The following is a 20,463-nucleotide window of genomic DNA, read 5'->3' on the forward strand; positions in this document are numbered from 1 at the left end:
GACCAGGGCTCTCTCGCGTCACGAGCAGGGCGCGACCGTCAGGACGGGCGACCCACGTAGGTGAGCAGCGCGCTGCGGGGCGCCCAGGCGTCCCAGGCCGTCGCGGACTCCAGGACGGAGTAGGTCGCCGTCGGCACGCCGACGCGCACCTGGGCGAGCGCCCCACCGTCGGACGCCGGGTCTGCGAGGTGCGACGCCGTCGCCGCCATCGTGGGCTCGTGCCCGACGACGAGCAGCGTGCGCACGCGCGAGTCCGTCGACCGGACGAGGTCCAGCACGTCGGTCACGTCGGCCGCGTAGAGGTCGTCGCTCACGACGACGTCGGGGTCGACGTCGCCCAGGTGGGCGGCGAGCAGCTCCCAGGTCTGGCGCGTGCGCAGCGCCGACGAGCACAGCACGCGCTCGGGGACGAGCCCCGTCTCGCGCAGCGCGCCGCCGACCCGGCCCGCCTGGCGCCGCCCGTTGAGCGCGAGGGGGCGCAGCACATCGTCGACGCTCCCGCCGCCGGGCTCCGCCTTGGCGTGGCGCAGGAGGACGAGGCGGCGCACGCCGCCGTCGATGGTCTCCGCGCCCATGCTCTCCTCCTGAGTCACTGCCCCATGGCGTGCACGCCGCCGTCGACGTGCACGATCTCACCGGTCGTCGCCGGGAACCAGTCGGACAGGAGCGCGACGACCGCGCGCGCGGCGGGCTCCGCCGTCGTCTGGTCCCAGCCGAGGGGCGCGCGCTTGGGCCAGCCGTCCTCCATCTGCTCGAAGCCGGGGATGGACTTGGCGGCCGTCGTGCGGATCGGGCCCGCGGAGACGAGGTTGGCCCGGATGCCGTCGGGGCCGAGGTCGCGCGCGAGGTAGCGGTTCGCGGACTCGAGGCCGGCCTTCGCCACGCCCATCCAGTCGTAGACCGGCCACGCGAACTGCGCGTCGAAGGTGAGACCCACGACGGCCCCGCCGTCGGTCATGAGCGGCTTCGCGGCGACCGCGAGCGACTTGTAGGAGAACGTCGAGACCTGGAGCGCGGTGGCGACGTCCTCCCAGGTGCCCGAGAGGAAGTTGCCGCCCATGACGCTCTGCGGGGCGAAGCCGATCGAGTGCACGACGCCGTCGAGGCGGTCGGTGTGCTCGCGGAGGGCGTCGGCCAGGCCGGCGAGGTCGTCGTCGTTCGTCACGTCGAGCTGCACGACGGGCGCCTCGACGGGCAGGCGCTTGGCGAAGGCCTGCGTGAGCTTCATCTGGCGGCCGAACGAGGAGAGCACGACCTCGGCCCCCTCCTCCTGCGCGAGGCGCGCCGCGTGGAACGCGATCGAGGAGTCGGTGAGCACTCCCGTGATCAGGAGCTTCTTGCCGTCGAGCAGACCCATCGGTTTCCTTCCGTCGTGCACCCGCCGTGCGGGCGCGCTGAGGCTGAGCGTACCGAAAGAGAGCGGGCGCGGGCGCACGAGTGACCGTGGCCCGGACGCGCGTCGGGTCAGTGACCCATGCCGAGACCGCCGTCGACGGGGATGACGGCCCCGGAGACGTACGCGGCGTCGTCGGACGCGAGGAACTGCACGACCCCGGCGACCTCGTCGGCCTGCGCGAAGCGCCCGGCGGGGATCGCGGCCTTGTACGCGGCCTGGCGCTCCTCGGGGAGCTCGGCGGTCATCGCGGTGTCGATGAACCCGGGCGCCACGACGTTCGCCGTGATGTTGCGCGACCCGAGCTCGCGCGTGATCGAGCGCGCCATGCCGACGAGCGCCGCCTTGGAGGACGCGTAGTTGACCTGCCCGGCGCCGCCGTACAGACCGATCACCGACGACACGAGCACGATGCGTCCGCGCCGCAGCCGGATCATGCCCTTGCTCACGCGGCGCACGCAGCGGAACGTGCCGGTGAGGTTGACGTCGATCACGGACTCGAAGTCCTCGTCGGTCATGCGCAGCAGGAGCTGGTCGTGCGTCACGCCCGCGTTCGCGACGAGCACCTCGACCGGCCCGAGCTCCTTCTCGATCTCGGTGAACGCGGCGTCGACGGCGGCGGTGTCGGTGATGTCCGCCACGGCACCGAGCACGCCGTCGGGCAGGTCGCCGCCGCGGTAGACGGTCGCGACGCGGTCGCCGTTCGCCACGAACCGCTCGGCGATGGCACGGCCGATCCCCCGGTTCGCGCCGGTGACGACGACGGTGCGCGGGGCGGGTGCGGTGGCTTCGGACACGGTGCGGCTCCTCGGGACGGTCGGGTGGGACGGCGGCCGGGGACGGGTCCCGCACGGCCGGTGCCAGGGGGCCCGTGCGGGCTCGTGACGGAGCCGCGCGAACGCGCCGCACCGACCGTACCGTGCGCAGGCCCCGCCGTGCGCGGTACGGCGAGGTCACACCGCTCCCCCACACTTTGTGGGGTCCCGACAAACGTAGACTGGACGGGTGAGCACACGACGCACGGCCCGGAGGTCGGCCGAGGCGGTCCCGAGCATCACGTCGGCCCCGGAGCCCCTGGCCGCCGACCAGTCGCGCCGCGAGCGCAAGTACCTCATCCAGATGGGTATCCGCATCGTGTGCTTCGTGGCCGCGATCCTCGTCGCGCCGAGCTGGCTGACCTGGGTGTTCGCCGCCGCGGCGATCGTCCTGCCGTACAGCGCGGTGCTCATCGCCAACGCCGGGCGCGACCAGGCCCAGTACGACACCTCGCCGATGGAGCACCGCGCGCTGCCCGCGGCCGGGGTGCCGGGATCCCACGGGATCGCCGGCGCAGGACCGCGCGATCCGCAGGACCACGAGGAGGACGACCGGTGACCGATGTGCTGGGCCTCGCCGACCCCGTCGGCGAGGAGGACCTGGTGTGCAGCGCCAAGGGCTGCCGTGAGTCGGCCGCGTGGGGGCTGCTGTGGAACAACCCCAAGATCCACACGCCCGAGCGGCGCAAGGTCTGGCTCGCGTGCGACGCGCACCGCGAGCACCTAGAGACGTTCCTCGGCGCCCGCTCGTTCTGGCGCACGACCGTGCCGGTCGACGAGCTCGAGCGCCGGGCGGCCCCGTGACGCAGGCTGCACCGTCGGGCCCGGCGTCGGGCGCCCCGGCAGGCCCGACGCCGGAGCGCGCCACCGCGGAGGCCCACCAGCCGCGCACGCCGCGCCAGTGGGTGACCCTCGCGGTCGGGGTGGTCGTCCTGGTCGCCCTGTGCCTCGTGGCGGGGCGCTGGCAGTGGAACCGGTACGTCTCGCGCGAGGCGGAGATCGAGCGCATCGAGACGAACTACACGTCCGAGCCCGTCCCGGTCGACGAGGTCCTCGACGGTCCGGGCGCCACGCTCGACGAGGCCGACCTCTGGCGTCCCGTGACGCTCGTGGGCCGCTACGAGACCGACGCGACCGTCCTCCTGCGCAACCGCCCCGTCGGCGGCAGCCCCGGTTTTCACGTGCTCGTCCCGTTCGTGACGAACCCCACGCCGTCCGCGCCCGACGGGCTCGTCGTGGTCGTCGACCGCGGGTTCGTGCCGCTCGGCAGCGACGCCGTCACGCCGGGCGACGTCCCCGTGCCCCCGGAGGGCGAGGTCGAGGCGACCGTGACGCTGCGCGGCGACGAGCCGCCGTCGGGCCGGGACGCTCCCGACGGGCAGGTCCAGGCGGTCGCCACCGACCAGGTGCTCGCCGCCGGGCCCGACGGCGCCGCGTGGGCCGAGGGCCGGACCGTCGGCGCGTACGGCCAGCTCCGCACGGAGGTGCCGCCCGCGGCCGAGACGCTGGAGGCGCTGCCCAAGCCCGACACCGACCCGGGGTCGCACCTGTCGTACGCGTTCCAGTGGGGCGTGTTCGCGATCGGCGCGGTCGCCGGCTTCTGGCTCCTCGTCCGCCGCGACCGTCGGGACGCGCGCGGCGAGGAGACGACGCTCACCGCGGGCGACCTGCTCGCCGCCCGGGATCCCGCCGGCACCCGCGCACGGCGTGAGCCGCGCAGCCGCCGGCCGAGCGCCGAGGACGAGGAGGACGCCCTCGTCGACGCCCAGCTCGGCGCAGGCCGTGAGACCGCGCCGGACCGACCGCCCGCTCAGGCCAGCGAGACGAGCTCCGCGTAGTCGTCGCTCCACAGGTCCTCGTCGCCGTCCGGCAGCAGCAGGACGCGCTCGGGCTCGAGCGCCTCGACCGCGCCGTCGTCGTGCGTGACCATGACGACCGCGCCCTCGTACGTCTTGAGCGCCCCGAGGATCTCGGCGCGCGACGCCGGGTCGAGGTTGTTCGTCGGCTCGTCGAGGAGCAGCACGTTCGCGGCCGAGACGACGAGCGTCGCGAGCGCGAGGCGCGTCTTCTCCCCGCCGGACAGCACCTTGGTCGGTTTGTCCGCGTCGTCGCCGGAGAACAGGAACGACCCGAGCACGGACCGCACCTGCGTGTCGGTGAGGTCGGGCGCGGCGTGGCGCAGGTTCTCGACGACGGTCGCGTCCATGTCGAGCGTGTCGTGCTCCTGGGCGTAGTAGCCGATCTTCAGGCCGTGGCCCGGGTGCACCTCGCCCGTGTCCGGCTGCTCGACGCCGCCGAGGATGCGCAGGAGCGTCGTCTTGCCGGCGCCGTTGAGGCCGAGCACGACGACGCGGCTGCCGCGGTCGATCGCGAGGTCGACGCCCGCGAAGACCTCCTGCGACCCGTACGCCTTGGACAGCCCGCTCGCGGTGAGCGGCGTGCGGCCGCACGGCGCCGGCTTGGGGAACCGCAGCTTGGCGACCTTGTCGGTCTGCCGCTCGCCCTCGATGCCCGCGAGCATCTTCTCGGCGCGGCGCATCATCTGCTGCGCGGCGACGGCCTTCGTGGCCTTGGCGCGCATCTTCTCGCCCTGGGCGAGCAGCGCGCCTGCCTTCTTCTCGGCGTTCTGCCGCTCGCGACGGCGGCGGCGCTCGTCGGACTCGCGCTGCGCGAGGTAGGCGTCCCACCCGAGGTTGTACTGGTCGAGCTCGCCGCGGTTCGCGTCGAGGTGGAAGACCTTGTTCACGGTCGCGCGCAGCAGCTCGACGTCGTGGGAGATCACGACGAACCCGCCGCCGTACGACTTGAGGTAGTCGCGCAGCCAGATGATCGAGTCCGCGTCGAGGTGGTTCGTCGGCTCGTCGAGGAGCAGCGTCTCGACCCCGGAGAACAGGATGCGCGCGAGCTCGATGCGGCGGCGCTGACCGCCGGACAGCGTGCTCAGCGGCTGCCCGAGCACCCGGTCGTCGAGGCCGAGGTTGCTCGTGATGCGGTGCGCCTCGCTCTCGGCCGCGTAGCCGCCCGCGGCGAGGAAGCGCGCCTCGAGCTTCGGGTAGCGCTCCATGGCGGCCTCGTGCGTCTCGACGTCGGCGCTCGCCATCGCACCCTCGGTCTCGCGCATCTGGCGCACGATCTTGTCGAGGCTGCGGGCCGAGAGCACCCGGTCCATCGCGATGACGTCGAGGTCGCCCGTGCGCGGGTCCTGCGGCAGGTAGCCGATGTCGTTGCCGCGCGTGATCCTCCCCGCCGTCGGCTGGGTCTCCCCCGCGAGCGTCTTGGTCAGGGTCGTCTTGCCGGCGCCGTTGCGCCCGACGAGTCCGATCCGGTCGCCCGAGGCGATCTGGAAGGTCGCCTCGTGCAGCAGGACGCGGGCGCCGACGCGCAGCTCGACGCCGTGAGCGGTGATCACGGGAGGGTCCTCTCGGGTGGTGCGGTGCCCGACGACGGCCCTCGCCCGGCCGGTCGGCCGGTGGCTCGTCGTGGGGCCGGGTGCGTGCTCCCCGGCGTCCGGGCCTCGTCGATTCTACGGGGGCCCGCCGTCGCGTCCCACCCCATTCCGCCGGAGGGGCGTGCGAGGGCGCTGCTCGGCGCCGAGATCGTGCTCGCGCCGGCCGGGCACCCGCACCAGGACGCCTGGCGCACGGCCCGGCGGTAGCGTTGACCTGTGACTTTCCAGGAGGGTGGCTCGTTCGAGGGCGGGCGGGTCCGCAAGGGCGGCGGTCGGCGCGGCACGATGATCGCGGGCGGCGGGATCGGGGCGGTGCTCGTCGCGCTGCTCATCGCGTTCGTCGGCAACCAGACCGGCGTCGACCTCAGCGCGCTCACGGGCGGCGACGGGTCCGACTCGGGCGCGTACGGCGAGGGCCAGCAGGAGTACATCGACGCGTGCACGGCCGAGGAGGCGAACACGACGCGCGAGTGCCGCCTCAACGGCACCGTGCAGTCGCTCGACGCGTACTGGGCCGACGCGCTCCCCGAGCAGGCGGGCGTCACGTACGACCTGCCCCAGGTCGTGAGCTTCACCGGACAGGTCTCGACGGGCTGCGGTGCGGCGACGAGCGCCGTCGGGCCGTTCTACTGCCCGCCCGACCAGACCGTCTACATCGACCTCGGCTTCTACGACGACCTCACGAGCCGGTTCGGCGCCAACGACGGCGGCCTCGCGGAGATGTACGTCGTCGCGCACGAGTTCGGCCACCACATCGAGCAGCTCGTCGGCGCGATGGACGCGGCGAACCGGCAGGGCACCGGTCCCCAGTCCGACTCCGTGCGCATCGAGCTCATGGCCGACTGCCTCGCCGGCATGTGGGCGGGCCACGCGGCGAGCACCGTCGACCCGGACACCGGCGTGACGTTCCTCGCGCCGATCACCGACCAGGAGCTGAACGACGCGCTGTCCGCCGCGTCCGCCGTCGGCGACGACCGCATCCAGGAGGCCGCGACCGGTCAGGTGAACCCCGAGGGCTGGACCCACGGGTCGAGCGAGCAGCGCCAGCGCTGGTTCACCATCGGCTACAACGGTGGCACCCTCCAGGACTGCAACGCCCTCTCCGCGTCGACCCTCTGACCGCTCCAGCCGAGATCGACCCGGCCGCCCCGAGATCGGCCCTCACGGGGTCGATCTCGGACGGGCAGGTCGACCTCGCAGGCCGTCGTCACAGCTCGATCGAGTACATGCGCGAGCCTGTCACCTTCTCGTAGCCCAGGCTCGCGTAGAGGCCGTGCGCGCCGGACGGGTTCTCGGTGTCGACGTCGAGCGCGGCGTACTGCATGCCGTCCGCGGCGAACGCGCGCATCCCGGCCGCGAGCGCCGCGACGGCGACGCGACGCCCCCGGTACGCGCTGCGCACGCCGAGGATCTCGGTGTAGCCGAACGTGTAGCCGCGCACGGGGAAGTCCTCGTCGTAGCGGCCGGCCATCTCGTAGCCGACGACGAGCGGCTGGCCGGCGCGCAGGGCCGCGGCGGTCTCGGCGTCCGTCGTCGGGTCGGCGAGGAGCGCGTCGACATCGGGCGCGTCGTCGACCACGAGGAAGGACCACTGGGGCGCGAACTCGCTGCGCCCGTGCGTCCACGCCTCGGCGGTGCGGGGCTCGCTCCCCCAGTGGTCGCGGAACGCGTCGTTGTGCGCGAGGCGGGTCGCCTCGTCGAGCTCCGTCGACCACGGGACGAGTCGCAGCGACCCGTCGAGCGGCACCTCGGGGATGGGCGTGGCCAGGTCGCGACGCAGGTCGGCGTAGAAGCGGCGGGTCTCGAGCCCGAAGCGCGCGTAGAGCCGCGCCTTCTCGGGTGGGTCGGTGTCCTCGCCGTAGGTGAGCAGGCGCGCGGGCAGCTCCTTGCCGCTCGCCGCGAGGAGCTGGCGTCCGCGCGCGATCTCCCAGGCGAACAGCTCGCGCCCGACGCCGCGCCCGCGGTGGGTGGGGTGGACGCCGCCCCAGAGGAACGCGCGCACGGTGTTCGCGTCGCCCGGGTTGGTGTCGACCAGCGCGTACGCGCGCAGCGTCCCGTCGGTCTCGACGCCGACGAGCGAGTCGGCCGCGAGGTCGCGCCACGGCGCGGTGAACAGCTCCTCGACCTCGCCGATCGTCTCGCGGTACGGCTCCTGGTCCGCCTCGGCGATGCCGTTGCGCAGGGCCAGCAGCGCGGGCGCGTCGGCCGGCACGGCGGGGCGCCAGGTCAGGTCGCCGGCGGTCACGGCCGGGAGGGTCGACGGCGCGGCGGCGCGCTCGACGATCGGGGCGAGCGTCGCGGGGGCCGGGTTCTCGACCTGGTCGGTCGCGCGAGAGGACATGCCGACCACGGTAGGTGCGCCCGCGCCGTCGGGCACGCGCTTTTCCCCGGTCCCCGGTCACCCCGTCAGTGATGCACCGCGGTGCGGGGGATGCACGACGAGGTGCGTCTCTCGGTCGGGATGGCGTCCCTCGCCGAGCACGGCGGTCCGCTGAGACGGGTCCCCACGACCGAGCAGGCGCGATCTACGCTGCGTAGCATGCCGATCGTCGTACCCCAGGACCTCGCCGACGCCCGTTCCCGGGCCCTTGCCGACGCGCTGCGCACGCGCGTCGTCGTGGCCGACGGCGCGATGGGCACGATGATCCAGGAGCAGGACCCGACGCTCGAGGACTACCAGGGCCTCGAGGGCTGCAACGAGATCCTCAACGTCTCGCGCCCGGACATCATCGCGGCGGTGCACGACGCGTACCTCGAGGTCGGGGTCGACGCGATCGAGACGAACACGTTCGGCGCCAACTGGTCCAACCTGTCGGACTACGACATCGACGACCGCATCCGCGAGCTCGCCGCGGCCGGGGCGAGGATCGCGCGCGAACGGGCCGACGCGTTCGCGACCGACGAGCAGCCGCGCTGGGTGCTCGGCTCGATGGGGCCGGGGACCAAGCTGCCGAGCCTCGGGCACACGACGTACGCGCACCTGCGCGACACGTTCGCCGAGCAGGCCGCAGGCCTCCTGGAGGGCGGGGTCGACGCGATCCTCGTCGAGACGAGCCAGGACCTGCTCCAGGCCAAGGCCGCGGTGACGGGATCGCGGAACGCGATGCGCGACGTCGGGCGCGAGGTCCCCGTCATCGTCCAGGTGACGGTCGAGACGACGGGCACGATGCTCATGGGCTCCGAGATCGGGGCCGCGCTCACGACGCTCCAGGCGCTCGGCGTCGACGCGATCGGCCTCAACTGCGCGACCGGCCCGGCCGAGATGAGCGAGCACCTGCGGCACCTGTCGCGGCACGCGGAGAACCCGGTGACGTGCATGCCCAACGCGGGGCTGCCGGTGCTCGGCCCGAACGGCGCGACGTACCCGCTGACGCCGGACGAGCTCGCGACCGCGCACACCCAGTTCGTCACCGAGTTCGGCCTGGGCCTCGTGGGCGGCTGCTGCGGCACGACGCCCGAACACCTGCGCCGCGTCGTCGAGGCGGTGCGCGCGCGGCCGGTCGTCGAGCGGCACCCGGAGCGGGAGAACGGCGTCGCGAGCCTGTACTCGCACACGGACCTGCACCAGGACGCGTCGTTCCTCGCGATCGGCGAGCGCACGAACGCGAACGGCTCCAAGGCGTTCCGCGAGGCGATGCTCGCAGAGAACTGGGACGAGTGCGTCGAGATCGCGCGCGCCCAGACGCGTGACGGGGCGCACCTGCTCGACGTCTGCATCGACTACGTGGGGCGCGACGGCGTCGCGGACGTGCGCGAGGTCGTGTCGCGCCTCGCCAGCGCGTCCACGCTGCCCCTCGTCATCGACTCGACCGAGCCGGAGGTCATCGCCGCGGGACTCGAGCTCGTGGGCGGGCGCGCCGTCGTGAACTCGGTGAACTTCGAGGACGGCGACGGCCCGACGTCGCGGTTCGCGCGGATCATGCCGCACGTCGTCGAGCACGGGGCGGCCGTCGTCGCGCTGACGATCGACGAGGAGGGCCAGGCGCGCACCGCGTCGGGCAAGGTGGAGATCGCGACCCGGCTCGTCGAGACGCTCACGCGCGACTGGGGCATGCGCGTGGACGACATCATCGTCGACGCGCTGACGTTCCCCATCGCCACGGGCCAGGAGGAGACCCGCCGCGACGCCATCGAGACGATCGAGGCGATCCGCGAGATCACGCGCCGCTACCCCGGCATCCACACGACGCTCGGGGTGTCGAACGTGTCGTTCGGCCTCAACCCCGCGGCGCGCACGGTGCTCAACTCGGTGTTCCTCCACGAGGCCGTCGAAGCCGGACTGGACTCCGCGATCGTGCACGCCGCGAAGATCCTCCCCCTCGCGCAGATCCCCGCCGAGCAGCGCGAGGCCGCGCTCGACCTCGTGTGGGACCGGCGGGGGTACGACGACGAGGGGAACCTCGTGCACGACCCGCTCGCCCGGCTGCTCGAGCTGTTCGAGGGCGTGGACTCCGCGGCGCTCAAGGACCAGCGCGCGGCGGAGCTCGCCGCGCTGCCGGTCGGCGAGCGGCTCGAGCGGCGGATCGTCGACGGCGCGCGCAAGGGCCTCGAGGAGGACCTCGACGCCGCGATGGCGTCCGGGCTCAAGGCGCTCGACATCGTCAACGACCACCTGCTCGAGGGCATGAAGGTCGTGGGCGACCTGTTCGGGCGCGGTGAGATGCAGCTCCCGTTCGTGCTGCAGTCCGCCGAGGTCATGAAGACGGCGGTCGCCTACCTCGAGCCGCACATGGAGAAGATCGAGGGCTCGACCGGGTCCAAGGGCACGATCGTGCTCGCGACCGTGCGCGGCGACGTGCACGACATCGGCAAGAACCTCGTCGACATCATCCTCACCAACAACGGCTACACGGTCGTGAACATCGGCATCAAGCAGCCGATCTCCGCGATGATCGAGGCCGCCGAGGAGCACGACGCCGACGTCATCGGCATGTCCGGCCTGCTCGTGAAGTCCACCGTCGTGATGAAGGAGAACCTCGCGGAGCTCACGTCGCGCGGGCTCGCCGGCCGCTGGCCGGTCCTGCTCGGTGGCGCGGCGCTCACGCGCACGTACGTCGAGGACGACCTCGCGGGCCAGTTCCCGGGCGTCGTCCGGTACGCGCGCGACGCGTTCGAGGGCCTGCGCCTCATGGAGCCGCTCGTGCGCGTCGCGCGCGGCGAGTCGCCCGACGCCGTCGGGCTGCCCGCGCTGAAGAAGCGCCGGCACGCCGTGGTCACCGTGACCGAGACGCCCGTCGAGGACCTGCCCGCGCGGTCCGACGTCGCGGCCGACAACCCGGTGCCCGCTCCCCCGTTCTGGGGCACGCGCCTCGTCAAGGGCGTCCAGCTCGCCGAGTACGCGGCGTTCCTCGACGAGCGCGCGACGTTCATGGGCCAGTGGGGCCTCAAGCCGGGCCGGGGAGACGACGGGGCGTCCTACGAGGAGCTCGTCGAGACCGAGGGCCGCCCGCGGCTCAACGCCTGGTACGAGCGGATCCGCACCGACGGCGTCGTCGACCCGTCGGTCGTGTACGGGTACTTCCCGGTGTGGTCGGAGGGCGACGACGTCGTCGTCGCGCACCACGGCGCCGGGCTCACGGGGATCGGCGCGCCCGACGGCGGGTCGGGCGGAGAGCCCGGGACCGAGCGGTTGCGCTTCACGTTCCCGCGCCAGCGCCGCGACCGACACCTGTGCCTCGCCGACTTCGTCAAGCCGCGGTCGTGGGTCGAGGAGACCGGCCGGTACGACGTGCTGCCCGTCCAGCTCGTCACCATGGGCGCGAGCGTCGACCAGCACACCGCGAAGCTCTTCGCGGGGAACCACTACCGCGAGTACATGGAGCTGCACGGGCTGTCGGTGCAGCTCACCGAGGCGCTGGCGGAGATGTGGCACTCGCGCGTGCGCGCCGAGCTCGGCTTCGCCGACGAGGACCCGACCGAGGTCGAGGGCATGTTCAAGCTCGAGTACCGGGGCGCGCGCTTCTCGCTCGGCTATCCCGCGTGTCCCGACATGGAGGACCGCACCAAGGTCGTCGAGCTCCTGCGCCCCGAGCGCGTGGGCGTCGAGCTCTCCGCGGAGCTCCAGCTCCACCCCGAGCAGTCGACCGACGCGTTCGTGTTCCACCACCCCGAGGCGAAGTACTTCAGCGTCTGACAGCCTCAGGGTTCCGGAGTTCACGGGCAGGAGGTCAGGCCCACCTCCAGGTACTCACGACCTGCTCGATGAGTTCGTCGCCGTTGTCGTAGGGGGTGACGATCCCGATCACGAAGAACTGGACCGCGTCGCCGCCCGGCGTGAACGGCTCTGGTGCGAACGCGGTGATGAAGGCCTTCGTCCGCGTCTCCGCGAGGGTACCTTCGACCCGGGTGATGTTCGCCGGGACACCGCCGAGGGTGGTCGGTTCGTGCAGCCTGAGGATCGTGCCGTTCTCCGCGAAGTACGAGTCCGCAAGGGCGTCGACGGCGCCGTCGAGGTCGGTCCCGACTCCCCAGGCGTCGGACGTCGAGACGCGCACTGGTTCGACCTTCACCTGGCCGTAGACCGCCCCGACTCCCGTCGGCACCACTGCGCCGTCGACGACCTCGCCCCAGAGTTCGAGCGCGCCCAGACACAGGTCCTCGTCGTCGGACGAGATGTTGTTCACGAACGTCCGCGGACCCTCGTAGGACCAGCATGGCGTCCCGATCGGCTGGCCCGAGACGATCGAGAAGTCTTCGTCCGTGGGAAGTGCGGAGGTCGCCGGCGCGCTCTCGCTCTGTGCCGGCGCCGCATCACCCGAGTCGTCGTCGGTCGCGATTTCCAGGGGGAAGGCGCAGCCGCCCAGCGCAACGAGCAGGCCGACGAGGGCGAGGCCCGCGATCCCGTGGCCGACGATGTCCTCCGGCCGGACGCAGCCGGGTCGCCGGAACGGTGCCGCGACATCGGTCGTGGTCGCGTGCGAGTGCAGGGTGTGCAAGATGATCCTCCAGGCCGTGTGTGCTCCTGGCTCGAACGCTAGACGGCACGCCGGCGTGAGCACGGGTTGTCCACAGGTTTGGAGATGCATGACCGGGCGAGCGCGATGAGTTCTTCGACGGCCCCCGGTCTACCCCTCGACCCAGACGACGAGCACACCGGAGCGGGCCATGGGAGCGATCGAGATCGAGCTGTTCACGACCCTCGACCTCGTCGGGCAGGCGCCCGGCGGGCCGGAGGAGGACCCGGAGGGAGGGTTTGCGTTCGGCGGCTGGCAGGCACCGCTGATCGACGACGTCGCGGGCGCGCAGATCGCCGCGGCGTACGAGGGCGCGGACGCGCTGCTGCTCGGGCGGCGGACGTACGACATCTTCGCGTCGTACTGGCCGTTCCAGGAGGGCGGCCAGGACGACGACTTCGCCGCCCTGTTCAACCGCATCCCCAAGTACGTCGCGTCGCGCGGCACGCCGGACCTTCCGTGGGCCGGGTCGACGCTGCTCGGACCGGACCTGCCCGCCGCGGTGCGCGAGGTGCGCGACCGCCACGAGCACGTCAAGGTCGTCGGCAGCCTCGACCTGGTGCAGACGCTGCTGCGGGAGAGGCTGTTCGACCGCCTCGACCTGTGGGTGCACCCCATCGTGCTCGGCACGGGCAAGACCGTGTTCGACGGCGGCGCCGTCCCCACCAACCTCACCCTCCTCGACCGCCCGCACCCAGCCCCAACGGGACCGTCCTGCTGCGCTACGGCCTCGCCGCCGGCACACCCGGGACGGGCGACATGAGCGAGCCGGGACGCGGCGTCGGGCAGGACGCCTGATCCAGGAGAGCGTCGTCGGGCACGAAAGCCCGTCGGCGCCCGGCGGCTCGCAGCCCATGCACCCCGGACCTACGAGTCCGCACCCAGGAACCCGACCTCAGGAGACGTGCCCATGACGATCCAGCGACTCGACAACGTGGCGGTCGTCGTCGACGACCTCGACGCGGCCGTCGCGTTCTTCGCCGAGCTCGGGATGGAGCTCGAGAACCGGATGACGATCGAGGGGCGGTGGGCCGAGCGCGTCGTCGGGCTCGACGGCCTGCGGTCGGAGATCGCGATGATGCGCGTCCCCGACGGGCACGGGCGCCTCGAGCTCACCCGGTACCACGCGCCCGCGCCGCTCGACCTCGGCCTGGGCACGGCCCCGCCGAACGTGCTGGGCCTGCACCGCGTGATGTTCGCCGTCGACGACATCGACGACACGGTGCGGCGCCTCGGGCCCCACGGCGGCGAGGTGATGGGAGAGATCGTCGAGTACGAGGGCGTCTACCGGCTCTGCTACCTGCGCGGACCGGGCGGCGTCATCGTGGGGATCGCGGAGCAGCTCGACTGAGAACCCGCCGGCCGCTACGAGGCGGCCGCGGTCTCCCCGCGGAGGATCGAGGTCATCTTCTTCCCTCGCGCTACCTCGTCGACGAGCTTGTCGAGGTAGCGGATCTTCTGCATGAGCGGGTCGTCGATCTCCTCGACGCGGACGCCGCAGATCACCCCGGTGATGAGCGAGGCGTTCGGGTTCATCGACGGTGCCCGGTCGAAGAACTCCTCGAGCGTGATCTCGTCCGAGATCGCCGCCGCGAGCCCGGCGTCGTCGTAGCCGGTGAGCCAGGCGATGACCTGGTCGAGCTCGTCCGTCGTGCGCCCCTTGCGCTCCACCTTGGTCACGTAGAGCGGGTAGACGCTCGCGAAGCTGATCCCGAAGATGCGGTGTCGCGCCATGGCTGCCTCCTCATGCCCGCCAGGGTCCGTCGCCGCCCGGCCCGGGCGGCCGTCCGGCACGGTTCACGCTACCCCGCGGCTCCCGCCGGACGGACCGCGACCATCGCGTGCGAGGCCTCGATCCGGTCCACGAGCAGCGTGCCCGCCGCGACCAGCGGCAGGAGCACGAGGTTGCCCAGCAGCATCGTGCGCAGGAACGGCAGACCCGCGACGTAGCTCGCGACGAGTCCGTCCACGGAGGCCGGGTACCAGATGCCACGCCCCTGGAACCAGACGCCGAAGTTGGTCCACGCGAAGAACCACAGCGAGCCCGCGACGCCGAACGCGGCTCCCGCGCCGACGCGGCGCCAGCCGGTCGTGTTCCGCGCGAGCAGCGAGCCCAGCCCGACCACGAGCCAGGCGCTCCACGTGAAGAGCGCGATCGCGGTGTTGCCGAGCACGACGTCGGACACGACCGTCACGGCGAGCGGCACGACGAACGCCCAGCGCGAGCGCAGCAGGAGCGTCGCCGCGAACGTCGCGGCCGTGACGAGCTCGAGGTTGGCGGGCGCGCCCAGGTCGGCACGCACGAGGCGCCAGACCACGGCCAGCGCCGCGAGCGCCACGACGAGCGCCGGGCGCCACCAGCGAGTCACCGTCGAGGCCTGCGAACCCGTCACGAGGTGAACGTCTCGAGCTTCCACGTGATCTCGTCCCCGTCCTCGGTCTCGAGGGATCCTGCTCCCACGGTAGCCATCTCGCCGTTCACGTACAGCGCCCAGAACTCGCTGTCCGGGTCGGCCGCGACGCCGTCGATCGCCGTGACGAACGCGTTCCCGCCCTCGCCGGTCACCTGGGCGGACGGGTCCGCCTCGAGCAGCAGGTCGAGCGCGGTCGTGCCCGCGCGCCCCTCGTACGACAGCTCGGGCGCGTCCTCGGCGTCGTCGGACGCCTCGTCCGTCGCGTCGTCGGCCGGGGCGCTCGTCTCCTCGCTCGCGGTCGACGTGGACGGCGACGCGGCGTCGGCGGCCGGCTCGTCGGTGGAGGAGCACCCGGCTAGCAGGCCCGCGGCGAGCAGGACGGCGGTCAGGGCGGTGAGCGGGCGCGCGGCGGCGTCGCGGAGGGTTCGGAGGGTCACGACGTCAGCGTACGGAGCCTGCGCCGACCCGCGCCCGGACGCCCGCCAGTCGGACGACGCACCGTCACCCGATCTCCTCGCCCGCGACGGCCTTGGCGGCCAGCCGCTCCTCCTCGCTGACCTCCCAGACCTCGTAGGCGGAGTGGAACGCGAGGAAGATGATCCCGCACCCGAGCACGAGGTCCGGCCAGCCGGAGCCGGTCCACGCGGTCACGAGCCCCATCGCGATGACGGCGACGTTGACGAGCACGTCGTTGCGCGCCGACAGGAACGCTGCCCGGCTCAGCGACCCACCGTGGTGTCGGACCCGCACCAGGAGCCACGCGCACACGCCGTTGACGACGATCGCCCCGAGCGAGGCGAGGACGAGCGGCACGACGTGGGGCGCCGTCGGGTCGCCGAAGCGCTGCACCGCCTCCCAGGCCGCGAAGAGGGCAGGACCGAGGATGAGCAGCGCCATGACCTTGCCCAGGACCGCGCGCCGCGCGAGCGGGAAGCCGAGCGCGACGGCGATGAGCAGGTTGATCGCCGTGTCCTCGAGGAAGTCCACGCTGTCGGCGAGCAGCGAGACCGAACCCGCCGCGAGCGCGACCGTGAGCTCGACGACGAAGTACGCGAGGTTGAGCCCCGCGACCAGCAGGACGGTGCGCCGTAGCAGGCGGACGAGGTCGGGGTCGCCCGCCCGACGCGCGTCCTGCCCGTCGGTCATCGTCAGACGTCGATACGCGCGTGGTCCAGCTCGGCGGCGCCGGCGACGATGAACTCCTTGCGCGGCGCGACGTCGCTGCCCATGAGCAGCTCGAACACGCGCTCCGCGGCCTCGGCGTGCTCGGCCGTGACGCGACGCAGCGTGCGGTGGCGGGGGTCCATCGTCGTCTCGGCGAGCTGGTCGGCGTCCATCTCCCCCAGGCCCTTGTACCGCTGGATGTCGTCCTTGTAGCGGCGCCCGGCCTTGTCGAGCTTCTTGAGGGTCGCGGCGAGCTCGGCCTCGGAGTACGTGTAGATGTACTCGTTCTTGCGGCGCCCGGCACCGATGACCTCGATACGGTGCAGCGGCGGCACGGCAGCGAAGACGCGGCCCGCCTCGACGAGCGGCTTCATGTAGCGGTAGAAGAGCGTGAGCAGCAGGGTGCGGATGTGGGCGCCGTCGACGTCGGCGTCCGTCATGAGCACGATCTTGCCGTAGCGCGCGGCCTCGAGGTCGAACGACCGCCCCGACCCGGCGCCGAGCACCTGGATGATCGCGGTGCACTCGGCGTTGCGCAGCATGTCGCTCACGGACGCCTTCTGCACGTTGAGGATCTTGCCGCGGATGGGCAGGAGCGCCTGGAAGTCGGAGCTGCGCGCGAGGCGCGCGGTGCCGAGCGCGCTGTCGCCCTCGACGATGAACAGCTCGCTGCGCTCGACGTCGTCGCTGCGGCAGTCGACGAGCTTGGCCGGGAGGGACGACGTCTCGAGCGCGTTCTTGCGCCGCGAGATCTCCTTCTGCTTGCGCGCGGTGATGCGCGCGCGCATCTCCGCCACGACCTTGTCGAGCAGCAGCGCGGCCTGCGTCTTCTCGTCGCGCTTGGTCGACGTGAGGAGGGCGTTCAGCTCCTTCTCCACCACGCGCGACACGATGCCGCGCACGGGCGCGGTGCCGAGGACCTCCTTCGTCTGGCCCTCGAACTGCGGCTCCGCGAGGCGGACGGTGACGACGGCGGTCAGGCCGGCGAGGACGTCGTCCTTCTCGATGCGCTCGGACGCGTCCTTCGTCGAGACCTTGAGGCGGCGCGCGTTCGTCTCGACCGCCTTGCGCAGCACCTTGAGCAGGCCCTGCTCGAACCCGCCGAGGTGGGAGCCGCCCTTGGGCGTGGCGATGATGTTGACGAAGCTGCGGACCTCGGTCTCATACCCCGTGCCCCAGCGCAGCGCGACGTCGACCTCGCAGTCGCGCTGGACCGCCTGCGGCGTCATGTGGCCGCGGTCGTCGAGCACCGGGACGGTCTCCGTGAACGACCCCGAGCCCGTGAGGTGCCAGGTCGCGGTGACGGGCGTGTCCGGCGCCAGGAAGTCGACGAAGTCGACCGACCCGCCCGTGTGCACGAACGTCTCCTCGTGCGGCCCGTCCTCCCCCGGCGTGCCCGGGACGCCGCGCTCGTCGCGCACGGTGATCTCGAGGCCGGGGACGAGGAACGTCGTCTGGCGCACGCGCGTGACGAGCTCGTCGTAGGAGAAGACGGCGGTCTTGAGGAAGATCTGGCGGTCGGCCCAGTAGCGCACGCGCGTGCCCGTGACGCCGCGCTTCGTCTTGCCGACGACGGCGAGCTCCGACCCGGAGACGAACGGCTCGAACGGGGCGTCCGGCGTCGGTCCCGCCTTCGGGTCCGTGAAGACGCCCGGCTCGCCGCGGTGGAAGGTCATGCGGTGCGTCTTGCCGCCGCGGTCGACCTCGACGTCCAGGCGCGCGGACAGCGCGTTGACGACGGACGCCCCGACGCCGTGCAGACCGCCCGACGCGGTGTACGACCCGCCGCCGAACTTGCCGCCCGCGTGGAGCTTGGTGAACACGACCTCGACGCCGGACAGCCCGGTCTTGGGCTCGATGTCCACGGGGATGCCGCGACCGTCGTCCTCGACCGTCACGGACGAGTCGGCGTGCAGCACCACCCGGATCTTCGAGCAGTTCCCTGCGAGCGCCTCGTCGACCGAGTTGTCGATGATCTCCCAGAGGCAGTGCATGAGACCGCGCGAGTCGGTCGTGCCGATGTACATGCCCGGGCGCTTGCGCACGGCCTCGAGGCCCTCGAGCACGGACAGGTGCCGAGCGGTGTAGCTGGACTCAGCGGAGGTGGTCGTCACGGCGGCAAGCCTAGACGAGCGCGCCCACACCGTTGCGCTCCCCCGCCGCGAGGCCGCTGCGCGACGACGCGGCTCCGCTTCGCGGGTAGCGAACCCCGGGCCCCGGCGGGACGAATCCTCGGGAGCAGATGGTTTGATGTTCACGTGACTGCTACGACGACCACCACCGAACCGCTGACCGCGGCCGACCGCTGCGACCGCTGCGGGGCCCAGGCGTACGTCCGTGTGGTCCTGCCGAGCGGCGAGCTGCTGTTCTGCGGCCACCACGCGCGGGCGCACGCGGATGCCTACACCGACCTCGCGACGTCCATCCAGGACGAGACCGACAAGCTGCTCGCGGAGCACGGCGCGCGCTGACGCGCCCTCCGCCGAGCACCGTCCCGCGCCAGGAGCGCACCACCGCGGGGACCGGCTCCACCGCCCGGTCCTGGCGGCACGACCTCAGACACGACGAAGGCCCCGAGGAGATCTCCTCGGGGCCTTCGTCGTGCGACGACGGCGGGCGGCCGGTGGCGTGCACCGGCCGCCCGCCGCGACGCGTCAGTCGAGGTAGTCGCGCAGCACCTGCGAGCGGCTCGGGTGGCGCAGCTTCGACATGGTCTTCGACTCGATCTGACGGATGCGCTCACGCGTCACGCCGTAGACCTTGCCGATCTCGTCGAGCGTCTTGGGCTGGCCGTCCGAGAGGCCGAACCGCATCGAGACGACGCCCGCCTCGCGCTCGCTGAGCGTGTCGAGCACCTGGTGGAGCTGCTCCTGCAGGAGCGTGAAGCTCACGGCGTCGGCCGGGACGATGGCCTCGGAGTCCTCGATGAGATCACCGAACTCGCTGTCGCCGTCCTCGCCGAGCGGGGTGTGCAGCGAGATCGGCTCGCGGCCGTACTTCTGGACCTCGACGACCTTCTCCGGGGTCATGTCGAGCTCCTTGGCGAGCTCCTCGGGCGTGGGCTCACGACCCAGGTCCTGCAGCATCTGACGCTGCACGCGCGCGAGCTTGTTGATGACCTCGACCATGTGCACCGGGATGCGGATGGTGCGCGCCTGGTCCGCCATCGCGCGCGTGATCGCCTGCCGGATCCACCACGTCGCGTACGTCGAGAACTTGTAGCCCTTGGTGTAGTCGAACTTCTCGACCGCACGGATCAGACCGAGGTTGCCCTCCTGGATCAGGTCCAGGAACAGCATGCCGCGACCCGTGTACCGCTTGGCCAGCGACACCACCAGACGCAGGTTCGCCTCCAGCAGGTGGTTCTTCGCCCGCTTGCCGTCGTGCGCGATCCACTGCAGCTCACGCTTGAGCTTGCGGTCCAGGTCGTCGCCCTCGGCCGCGAGCTTCTCCTCCGCGAACAGGCCGGCCTCGATCCGCTTCGCGAGCTCGACCTCCTGCTCCGCGTTCAGCAGCGCGACCTTGCCGATCTGCTTGAGGTAGTCCTTGACCGGGTCGGCCGTCGCACCCGCGGTCACGACCTGCTGGACCGGCGCGTCGTCCTCGTCGGCGTCCGACACGACGAAGCCCGTCTCCTCGGGCTCCTCGGTCGCGGCACCGGCGGCGGGCTTCTTCGCTCCCGTGTCCGCGGCCGCGTCCTCCTCGTCCTCGATCACGTCGATCTCGAGGTCCTCGACCTCGACCTCGACGTCGTCCTCGTCGTCGTCCTTCTTCTTGGCGCGCGCGGGGGTCGCCTTCGCCTTGGCCGGAGTCTTCGCCGCGGTCTTGCGCGCCGCGGGCTTCGCCGGGCCGGTGGACGGGGCGGCCTCGGCCGCGTCGCCCTCGGCGGCCGGGGCGGCCTTGGTGGTGGTCGTCGTGCGCTTGGTCGTCGACGCGGACTTCGCCGCCGCGGGCTTGGTGCGCGCCGTCGTCGTGCTGCGCGGGGACGCCGCCGCAGCGACCTTGGTCGTGGTCGGGATGTCGACCTCGACGCCGGCGCCCGCGAGCGCGCGGAAGACCGCCTTCAGCCGCTTGGCGTCGTTGACGGCGGCCTGCTCGCACGCGGTGCGGAAGCTCTCGGCGTCGACGCGACCGTTCGCGCTGCCGCGCCGCAGGAGCTCCTGCAGGGCGGGGTGCTCGAACTCTCGCGGGAGTGCGGAAATCGGGGTTGAGGGCGCCACAAACCGACCTTTCGGCAATCATGGGGGGCGGTAGGGCCGCCGGAGCGGGGACGTGA

General features: G+C 72.4%; 20 protein-coding genes. 8 read left to right on the forward strand and 12 right to left on the reverse strand.

Annotated elements, in window-relative coordinates; translation table 11 throughout:
* Window positions 1-38 precede the first annotated feature (38 nt).
* The 3 genes from NHH00_RS02990 to fabG form a co-directional block, all read right to left on the reverse strand.
* Window positions 39-575, reverse strand: coding sequence for a SixA phosphatase family protein (locus NHH00_RS02990; protein WP_253049962.1), 537 nt, complete (start codon window positions 573-575; stop codon window positions 39-41).
* Window positions 576-589: 14 nt separating this feature from the next.
* Complete coding sequence (gene fabI, locus NHH00_RS02995; protein WP_047233141.1) at window positions 590-1,357, reverse strand: enoyl-ACP reductase FabI; 768 nt, start codon at window positions 1,355-1,357, stop codon at window positions 590-592.
* A gap of 107 nt (window positions 1,358-1,464) precedes the next feature.
* The gene (gene fabG / locus NHH00_RS03000) at window positions 1,465-2,190 is read right to left on the reverse strand and encodes a 3-oxoacyl-ACP reductase FabG (protein WP_253049964.1); all 726 of its coding nucleotides are present in this window, start codon (window positions 2,188-2,190) and stop codon (window positions 1,465-1,467) included.
* 208 nt (window positions 2,191-2,398) lie between these two features.
* Between fabG and NHH00_RS03005 the strand changes: the two genes are divergently transcribed.
* The 3 genes from NHH00_RS03005 to NHH00_RS03015 are packed head-to-tail and all read left to right on the forward strand — an operon-like array spanning window position 2,399 to window position 4,046.
* Entirely contained in the window at window positions 2,399-2,767 is a 369-nt protein-coding gene (locus tag NHH00_RS03005; RefSeq protein ID WP_253049966.1) for a DUF3099 domain-containing protein, read from the forward strand.
* Complete coding sequence (locus NHH00_RS03010; protein WP_253049968.1) at window positions 2,764-3,012, forward strand: hypothetical protein; 249 nt, start codon at window positions 2,764-2,766, stop codon at window positions 3,010-3,012. Before NHH00_RS03005 ends, NHH00_RS03010 begins: the two co-directional genes overlap by 4 nt.
* Window positions 3,009-4,046, forward strand: a complete 1,038-nt coding sequence (locus NHH00_RS03015; protein WP_253049970.1) for an SURF1 family cytochrome oxidase biogenesis protein — start codon at window positions 3,009-3,011, stop codon at window positions 4,044-4,046. The genes NHH00_RS03010 and NHH00_RS03015 overlap by 4 nt, the downstream gene beginning before the upstream one ends.
* Here NHH00_RS03015 and NHH00_RS03020 read toward each other — a convergent pair.
* Window positions 4,019-5,617 carry an ABC-F family ATP-binding cassette domain-containing protein gene (locus NHH00_RS03020; protein WP_253049972.1) on the reverse strand — a complete coding sequence of 533 codons (1,599 nt, stop codon included), beginning with the start codon at window positions 5,615-5,617 and terminating at the stop codon, window positions 4,019-4,021. The genes NHH00_RS03015 and NHH00_RS03020 overlap by 28 nt on opposite strands.
* 255 nt (window positions 5,618-5,872) lie before the next feature.
* Here NHH00_RS03020 and ypfJ point away from each other — a divergent pair, with 255 nt between their 5' ends.
* Window positions 5,873-6,775, forward strand: a complete 903-nt coding sequence (gene ypfJ, locus NHH00_RS03025; RefSeq protein WP_253049974.1) for a KPN_02809 family neutral zinc metallopeptidase — start codon at window positions 5,873-5,875, stop codon at window positions 6,773-6,775.
* Between the two features lie 88 nt (window positions 6,776-6,863).
* On the opposite strand, the gene NHH00_RS03030 is transcribed toward ypfJ, so the two are convergent.
* Entirely contained in the window at window positions 6,864-7,997 is a 1,134-nt protein-coding gene (locus tag NHH00_RS03030) for a GNAT family N-acetyltransferase (protein ID WP_253049976.1), read from the reverse strand.
* Window positions 7,998-8,195: 198 nt separating this feature from the next.
* Here NHH00_RS03030 and metH point away from each other — a divergent pair, with 198 nt between their 5' ends.
* Window positions 8,196-11,789, forward strand: coding sequence for a methionine synthase (metH, locus tag NHH00_RS03035; RefSeq protein WP_253049979.1), 3,594 nt, complete (start codon window positions 8,196-8,198; stop codon window positions 11,787-11,789).
* Between the two features lie 34 nt (window positions 11,790-11,823).
* Here metH and NHH00_RS03040 read toward each other — a convergent pair whose 3' ends face one another.
* The gene (locus NHH00_RS03040; RefSeq protein ID WP_253049982.1) at window positions 11,824-12,654 is read right to left on the reverse strand and encodes a hypothetical protein; all 831 of its coding nucleotides are present in this window, start codon (window positions 12,652-12,654) and stop codon (window positions 11,824-11,826) included.
* Window positions 12,655-12,760: 106 nt separating this feature from the next.
* Between NHH00_RS03040 and NHH00_RS03045 the strand changes: the two genes are divergently transcribed.
* Window positions 12,761-13,372, forward strand: a complete 612-nt coding sequence (locus NHH00_RS03045) for a dihydrofolate reductase family protein (RefSeq protein ID WP_308202251.1) — start codon at window positions 12,761-12,763, stop codon at window positions 13,370-13,372.
* A gap of 147 nt (window positions 13,373-13,519) precedes the next feature.
* Window positions 13,520-13,960: a VOC family protein gene (locus NHH00_RS03050; protein WP_253049985.1), complete on the forward strand. Its 441-nt coding sequence runs from the start codon at window positions 13,520-13,522 to the stop codon at window positions 13,958-13,960.
* A 14-nt stretch (window positions 13,961-13,974) separates the two neighbouring features.
* On the opposite strand, the gene NHH00_RS03055 is transcribed toward NHH00_RS03050, so the two are convergent.
* From NHH00_RS03055 to NHH00_RS03075, 5 genes are all read right to left on the reverse strand, one after another.
* Window positions 13,975-14,343 (reverse strand): DUF2200 domain-containing protein, encoded by a 369-nt coding sequence (locus tag NHH00_RS03055; protein WP_253049988.1) that lies wholly within the window; start codon window positions 14,341-14,343, stop codon window positions 13,975-13,977.
* A 68-nt stretch (window positions 14,344-14,411) separates the two neighbouring features.
* Complete coding sequence (locus NHH00_RS03060; protein WP_253049991.1) at window positions 14,412-15,002, reverse strand: DUF6580 family putative transport protein; 591 nt, start codon at window positions 15,000-15,002, stop codon at window positions 14,412-14,414.
* Window positions 14,999-15,460 carry a DUF4430 domain-containing protein gene (locus NHH00_RS20940; RefSeq protein WP_253049993.1) on the reverse strand — a complete coding sequence of 154 codons (462 nt, stop codon included), beginning with the start codon at window positions 15,458-15,460 and terminating at the stop codon, window positions 14,999-15,001. The genes NHH00_RS03060 and NHH00_RS20940 overlap by 4 nt, the downstream gene beginning before the upstream one ends.
* Before the next feature lie 64 nt (window positions 15,461-15,524).
* Window positions 15,525-16,169, reverse strand: a complete 645-nt coding sequence (locus NHH00_RS03070) for a cation transporter (RefSeq protein ID WP_253049996.1) — start codon at window positions 16,167-16,169, stop codon at window positions 15,525-15,527.
* Window positions 16,170-16,171: 2 nt separating this feature from the next.
* Entirely contained in the window at window positions 16,172-18,301 is a 2,130-nt protein-coding gene (locus NHH00_RS03075; RefSeq protein ID WP_253049999.1) for a DNA gyrase/topoisomerase IV subunit B, read from the reverse strand.
* Window positions 18,302-18,445: 144 nt separating this feature from the next.
* On the opposite strand from NHH00_RS03075, the gene NHH00_RS03080 reads away from it, so the two are divergent.
* Window positions 18,446-18,658, forward strand: coding sequence for a DUF7455 domain-containing protein (locus NHH00_RS03080; protein WP_021479923.1), 213 nt, complete (start codon window positions 18,446-18,448; stop codon window positions 18,656-18,658).
* 183 nt (window positions 18,659-18,841) lie between these two features.
* Here the strand turns inward: NHH00_RS03080 and NHH00_RS03085 are convergent, their stop codons facing one another.
* On the reverse strand, window positions 18,842-20,407 hold the full coding sequence (locus NHH00_RS03085; protein ID WP_253050002.1) for an RNA polymerase sigma factor: 1,566 nt from the start codon (window positions 20,405-20,407) through the stop codon (window positions 18,842-18,844).
* Window positions 20,408-20,463: the final 56 nt, after the last annotated feature.

Source organism: Cellulosimicrobium cellulans, from assembly GCF_024124905.1.
GTDB classification, from domain to species: Bacteria; Actinomycetota; Actinomycetes; order Actinomycetales; family Cellulomonadaceae; genus Cellulosimicrobium; species Cellulosimicrobium cellulans_G.

What these genes read in the sequence shown, in the direction of transcription:
- NHH00_RS02990 (WP_253049962.1), bottom strand. Translation starts at nt 575, where the DNA reads ATGGGCGCGGAGACCATCGACGGCGGCGTGCGCCGCCTCGTCCTCCTG.
- fabI (WP_047233141.1), bottom strand. Translation starts at nt 1,357, where the DNA reads ATGGGTCTGCTCGACGGCAAGAAGCTCCTGATCACGGGAGTGCTCACC.
- NHH00_RS03030 (WP_253049976.1), bottom strand. Translation starts at nt 7,997, where the DNA reads ATGTCCTCTCGCGCGACCGACCAGGTCGAGAACCCGGCCCCCGCGACG.
- metH (WP_253049979.1), top strand. Translation starts at nt 8,196, where the DNA reads ATGCCGATCGTCGTACCCCAGGACCTCGCCGACGCCCGTTCCCGGGCC.
- NHH00_RS03045 (WP_308202251.1), top strand. Translation starts at nt 12,761, where the DNA reads ATGGGAGCGATCGAGATCGAGCTGTTCACGACCCTCGACCTCGTCGGG.
- NHH00_RS03050 (WP_253049985.1), top strand. Translation starts at nt 13,520, where the DNA reads ATGACGATCCAGCGACTCGACAACGTGGCGGTCGTCGTCGACGACCTC.
- NHH00_RS03055 (WP_253049988.1), bottom strand. Translation starts at nt 14,343, where the DNA reads ATGGCGCGACACCGCATCTTCGGGATCAGCTTCGCGAGCGTCTACCCG.
- NHH00_RS03070 (WP_253049996.1), bottom strand. Translation starts at nt 16,169, where the DNA reads ATGACCGACGGGCAGGACGCGCGTCGGGCGGGCGACCCCGACCTCGTC.